Raw genomic sequence first — 5810 nt, 5'->3', positions numbered from 1 at the left:
AACTTGAAAAAATTGGTCATAAATTGGCCTAATCTACTCAATGCACACAAAATATCTTGGCGATTATCAGTTATTCTGATTGTCACCAAGATATTTTTCTGTTTTAAGAGAGTTTTGTCCCACCCTCTTATGTCCTAATTATTAACTAGAAAAATCCAGATAATAGCGGTACTTGTTTCCAATGTAATAACATTCACTATACTCATAAAAATTGGAGGACTTGTCCTGAGTAAAACGAACTCTCTTTAAAACCGCTTCATCAGCTTTAATTTTCAGTGCCTTTTGAATAGCCAGATTAGGCTTAACTGCCTCAACATATTCTCTTTCCTCATTAACAGCTATTCCAAACTCCTTTAAATACTCATAAAATGACTCTTTATATTTTCGAAAATCCAAAGAGTATTCTTTATTAAAGGAAAAATATGTAACAAAATAAGCAAAGATTGACTGCTCGTCTCCTCTAGTGCGCTTCAATACTAATAGTTTATCACCAACATTAATATTCATGAACTTAGCAAGGCGCTTATCAGCATAAGTCACCTCAATCGTAGCAGAAACCGTTAGTGCCAACTTCCCTCGCTCCTGTAACTCTTTGGTAAAACTTTTGACGATTGTTGAATGTTGATTAGCATCCACTACCATCTTTTGAACAAATGTCCCTTTCGATCGCTCTCGATAAAGCAAATTTTCTCTGACTAATTCTTCTATTGCTTTGCGAATGGTAATTCGGCTGACATGGTATATGTCACATAATTCTAACTCAGTTGGGATTCGGTCTCCCTCTAACCATTTTTCCGTCTGAATATTCGCTCTTAATTCCTTAGCAATCTGAGCGTATAACGGCAACTCGCTGTCACTTCTTATTGACACTTTACTAACCACCTTTGTTATAACATCATATCAACTAACCATTATATCATAGGAGACTAAAGTGAACTATTAAGAAGGAAAAATTAGCCGCTCTCCATGTCGTTGTTAACTAATCAAGAAGCACTTCTTCAAATTGAAGGATGACATTCGCAGCTACAGAGAATAATTGCCCAAAAAGCACTAGCACAAAGTTCCGATTCCACAATTTTTTCTCAGTCATCTGTCTTCTCACTTTCATCTTTATAACAATAATACCTGATCCAATTCTGTTGCTCTTTTACCTCACTACGTCTAAAACCCGTTACTTTTAACAACTCCAAAAAGTCTTTCTTATCCTTATAGTCCGTCATGTGATAGTCGATTTTATCTTTTTCAGTGATAAGCACCAGTACTGAATTCGAACTCATCACTCGATAAATCTCCGCCAACCCAACTTTTACATCTTCCCAATACATATGAGTCTGAACAGCTGTTACCAGTTGAAAAAAATTATCTGGATAAGGTAAGTGAGCAACATCGGCGACCACTAATACAACCCGCCCTGCTTGAATCCCCTTTTTAGCAGTTTCTCTGGTTGATTTGATAGCCTCAGCAGAAATATCAACACCGTACACTTTGCCAGTAGTGAGCTGCTGAGATAATTTTGCGACTGTTTCGCCACCACCACACCCCACATCCAATAGGCGATCCGTATTGTTAATCTGACTATCAGCTAATCCCCAATTAGTCATTTTATCAAATGTCGAATTCCAAATTTTAGTCAACGAATACCCAATAATACCTGTTGGATGCTTGACTTGTTTAAGTAAATAATCGTACGTTGATTTCACCGCAATCCCTCCTATTAAACTCAGACTTATAACAATTGCTTGCCACTTTTTCAAAGATAATTTTCCCATTCTGCTTTGCCTCTTCCAAATAATTTTATGAACTTTTTTCAATTAAAGTTCATAACAAAACTATAAAGTTAATTTGAGTCATTGTCAACAACTTTTGAACTTAACTTCAAAAAAGTTCATTCCCGTGATATACTGTCCATGAGGTGAAAATATGAATAAATTTGAAATAAGAACAAATGACAAAAAAGAAACCATTATAAAAACAGCTTTGCAATTGTTTAGTCAAGAGGGGTACTCTAATGTCACTATTGAAACCATTGCTGAAAAGGCCAAGGTCTCAAAGGTCAGCCTCTTTAAATATTTTGATACCAAAGAGGGCTTGTTAGAACGCTGTATCGAATACACCATGGCCTACATGATCGAAGACGCACGAGTTATACTGACCGAATCTGGTAGTTTTCGTGAAAAATTTTTAAAAGCCATCACCCTCTGTCAAAATGAAATAAATAGTGATTTAGAAGCAATTATTGTCGCTGAGATGGCGAAAAAAAGTAAGTATATAGAGTTAATTGTCACTAAAATAATTAAACAAAAGAACTTAATTTATGAAGAATTTATCGACTATGGCATTGCCACTCACGCGATAAAAAACACTATTAGCAAACACGCAATTTTAGCCGTATTAGCCGCCATTAATACAAGTAACGATGTGACAGAAGCCGATCTCCCTTCCATTACAACGCTAATTCTTGAAGGGATTTTAGCTAACTAGTGAGTTTTCTAATCTGCGTAAAAGTTAGCTTGTTCAGTTAGGAGGATTTTTATAATAGTTTAGCCATTTTTCAATATCAGCCCCGTTTCTGTGTTAAACTATACTCAACAAATCTATCTTTTGAGGTGCAGTAATATGGAAAATAAAGAACAACAGGAATGGGGAGCCTTGTATGATATTGGGCTAAAAATTAAGCAACTTGAGCCTTGGACTTACCTTTCTGATCACAATCTTTTTGTGATTTCAATGCCGACTCATAAGTTCCCTATTTACCTCAATTTGATTGATGAAGGAGAAGATTTCAGTGCCATTGGAGTTTATTCTAGCCTTCCTGCGATTGACTCTATGCTCCGCATACTTGAAGACCGCGTCAATCCCTATTCTAGCTCCTTAGCAGAACAAAGTGGCCTGTTCGCACTTTACGGTTCCCGAAAAGATGTACCTCAAGCTAGTTACGCTGTCATTAAAGAATTAGACTATAAATTTAAAGGCAAGAGAAATTGGCTGTACTTCGCCACACTAGATCGTGGAAAAGAGCCTTGGCAAACAGCAAGACGTGAGGTCAGATTCTTAACTCGCTGCCTCTCATTTCTATACGATGCCCTAATCAATTTACAGGCTGGTAAATTCAACATCAATTTTCAAGAAGGTGAAACCTTAGTCACGTACTACGATGCGCTGACAAAATCTTGGAAACAAAAAGTTGCCCCTCTCGATATGCCCATTGAAGTCAATTTAGCTGACGAAGTCCCAATTACAGACACGCCTATGATTAACGCCTTTAATGAAGGTCCGCAATCGCAAAAGACTATTGAAGTCGCCGCTTTTTTTCTGGATACACTTGTCAAAGAAGATAAACATAGCCGTGGCTCGTTTCCTTTGGTCTGTTTGGTGGTAGATCAAACGACTAAGCAACTTTTCTCTAATCGAGTGAGTTCTCCTGAAACGGATCAAACTGATCTGATCCTCGATTCAGTTATCGATTATTTCCAGACATATGGGCGACCTAAACAAATTGTTGTCAATACCGATGATGTTTATTATTGCCTGATAGACTTATGTAACCAAACTGACGTCACTCTAACCTATGATATAACGCTAGAAGTGGTTCCTGAAAAAATTGAGGAATTATATTGATTGACATCGCAAAAAAACAGCTGGGAACTGATAAATCAGTTCTCGGCTGTTTTTATAAATTACCACGAATTTGCTTCAACTCAATTTTGCGATCCTGAACAACTCGGTTAATCTCATCAGAAAACTCTTCTAAAATAAGACGACCACCTTTATACGTATATGCCCCAAGACGCCTTACTTGCTGAGGGTCTAGGATAATTTTACGATGACTAATATTTTTAAAGAACTCCTCCACCATAAAAGTTGGCAAATAATAATGATTTTGCGCACAAAATGATTGTAAATAAATGTAATCATCAATTGTAATCATACAGTCATCAAAGCTATCAAAGCTTTGAAACTCATCAATTTCTGCCGCACTCTCCAATGCCACATCACGTTTTTGCAACATTTCATTAATTTTTTTGTTGAGTAAAATTAACATGTCAATTTCTTTCATTTTTTCATGTAATTGTTCCCGCCGATCCATTTGTTTAATCACATAGCGGTTGTTCATATTTGTTCCAAGCAACGCAATTAATGCACCAATAACGACTCCTACAAGAGCCCCAATGACTGAAGTCACAGACATCCCCCTCATTTCTAAATTCTTAACTATTATAACATGACTAATAAAAAATATCTGCTATTGTTTATCAGTCAAATTTATTGACCTTTTTTGACCAATTAGATATACTTTAACTAGTCACTAGCTAACCTTTTGTGTTAGAATAGTAGAGAAAATTCGTTTTAAACGTAATGTATAGGAGGAAAAAAAATGAATTTAATTCCAACAGTCATTGAACAATCATCACGCGGTGAAAGAGCGTATGATATTTACTCACGCTTATTAAAAGATAGAATTATTATGTTAAGTGGGCCTATTGACGACAACGTCTCAAATGCCGTCATTGCACAGTTACTATTTTTGGATGCACAAGATTCTGAAAAAGATATCTTCATCTACATCAATTCTCCAGGTGGTAGCGTCTCTGCTGGTTTAGCCATCTACGATACAATGAACTTTGTTAAAGCAGATGTTCAAACCATCGTTTTGGGTATGGCTGCTTCTATGGGTAGTTTCCTATTGACAGCAGGTACAAAAGGCAAACGTTTTGCCTTACCAAATGCTGAAATTATGATTCACCAACCTTTAGGCGGGGCTCAAGGACAAGCAACTGAAATTGAAATTGCTGCTCGTCATATTTTAAATACACGCGAACGCCTGAACACAATCTTGGCTGAACGTACAGGTCAACCAATTGAAATTATCGAAAAAGATACCGATCGTGATAATTTTATGTCAGCTGAACAAGCAAAAGAATACGGCTTAATCGACGAAGTAATGGTCAATAGCAAATCATTAAAATAACAATACAAAGATGAGACAAGAGTAAAACTTACTGTTGTCTCATCTTTTTTCTTAACCAGTTTTAGGTACTACAAACAAAATACTGTTACATATGAACAAGTAACGCTATAATGAAAGGTAGATAACTAATAAAGGACGTGACATTTTTGGATACTAGTAACATGGATGTAACACAAACAAACACAACAACCGGTATAAAAATTGGCGATGATCAAGCACCTGTCAAGGTGTTAGAATTTATCAACCTCCGTTGCCCTTATTGTCGTCAATGGTTTGAAGACTCAGAAGCAACCTTTGCTGATTACGTTGCCAAAGGAAAAGTTCAGCGAATTATCAAATTATTTGATAAAACCAAGCCTAGCCTTGCAAAAGGTAATGTGATGCACAAATATGTCCCTAAAGCAGGACAAGCAAACACCCTTGAGATTATCAGCAGCATCTACCGCACACAAGATGATTGGGGAAATATCGAGAATCATGAGGAAATTGCCCGCTATGCCGAAACAACACTTGGCCTAACTTTGGCAGATGATCCAGTTGCTACGCAAGCTATTATTGATGAAGCAAATAACGCTCAAATATTTTTTGTTCCGACCATGGTTGTAGGTGAGCATATCTTCGACCAAAAAATTAGTCAGGATGCTTTTAAAGCCATTCTTGATGAAGCTTAAGAAAATAACGAGGGTGAGACAAAAGTCTCGCCCTCGTTATTTTCACGTATGTTATGTGACAAACGCGCTCCAAAAGTCTGCTCACTACGTTTTACTACGCTACGCTTCGTTGTCCTAAACTTCTAAGCAACTAAAGTTGCAAGCCATCATTCTTTGGGCTTTAGCCCTTA

At 36.8% G+C, this 5810-nt stretch carries 7 protein-coding genes; 4 read left to right on the top strand and 3 right to left on the bottom strand.

Features of this window, described 5'->3' with window-relative positions:
* Positions 1-141: 141 nt before the first annotated feature.
* Positions 142-870 (bottom strand): GntR family transcriptional regulator, encoded by a 729-nt coding sequence (locus tag AC5KOD_RS03220; RefSeq protein WP_496913097.1) that lies wholly within the window; start codon positions 868-870, stop codon positions 142-144.
* A 212-nt stretch (positions 871-1082) separates the two neighbouring features.
* Positions 1083-1769 (bottom strand): class I SAM-dependent methyltransferase, encoded by a 687-nt coding sequence (locus AC5KOD_RS03215; RefSeq protein WP_496913096.1) that lies wholly within the window; start codon positions 1767-1769, stop codon positions 1083-1085.
* Positions 1770-1920: 151 nt separating this feature from the next.
* On the opposite strand from AC5KOD_RS03215, the gene AC5KOD_RS03210 reads away from it, so the two are divergent.
* The gene (locus AC5KOD_RS03210) at positions 1921-2481 is read left to right on the top strand and encodes a TetR/AcrR family transcriptional regulator (protein ID WP_496913095.1); all 561 of its coding nucleotides are present in this window, start codon (positions 1921-1923) and stop codon (positions 2479-2481) included.
* Between the two features lie 135 nt (positions 2482-2616).
* Positions 2617-3618 (top strand): DUF7309 domain-containing protein, encoded by a 1002-nt coding sequence (locus AC5KOD_RS03205; RefSeq protein WP_496913094.1) that lies wholly within the window; start codon positions 2617-2619, stop codon positions 3616-3618.
* A 52-nt stretch (positions 3619-3670) separates the two neighbouring features.
* On the opposite strand, the gene AC5KOD_RS03200 is transcribed toward AC5KOD_RS03205, so the two are convergent.
* Complete coding sequence (locus tag AC5KOD_RS03200; RefSeq protein WP_496913093.1) at positions 3671-4183, bottom strand: hypothetical protein; 513 nt, start codon at positions 4181-4183, stop codon at positions 3671-3673.
* Between the two features lie 192 nt (positions 4184-4375).
* On the opposite strand from AC5KOD_RS03200, the gene clpP reads away from it, so the two are divergent.
* On the top strand, positions 4376-4969 hold the full coding sequence (clpP, locus tag AC5KOD_RS03195) for an ATP-dependent Clp endopeptidase proteolytic subunit ClpP (RefSeq protein ID WP_496913092.1): 594 nt from the start codon (positions 4376-4378) through the stop codon (positions 4967-4969).
* Positions 4970-5115: 146 nt separating this feature from the next.
* Positions 5116-5640: a thioredoxin domain-containing protein gene (locus tag AC5KOD_RS03190; RefSeq protein WP_496913091.1), complete on the top strand. Its 525-nt coding sequence runs from the start codon at positions 5116-5118 to the stop codon at positions 5638-5640.
* The last annotated feature ends 170 nt before the right edge of the window (positions 5641-5810 follow it).

This window comes from Vagococcus sp. WN80Y, assembly GCF_059621045.1.
Note: the sequence above shows the minus strand (reverse complement) of the source record. Positions and strands in the feature narration are given on the sequence as shown.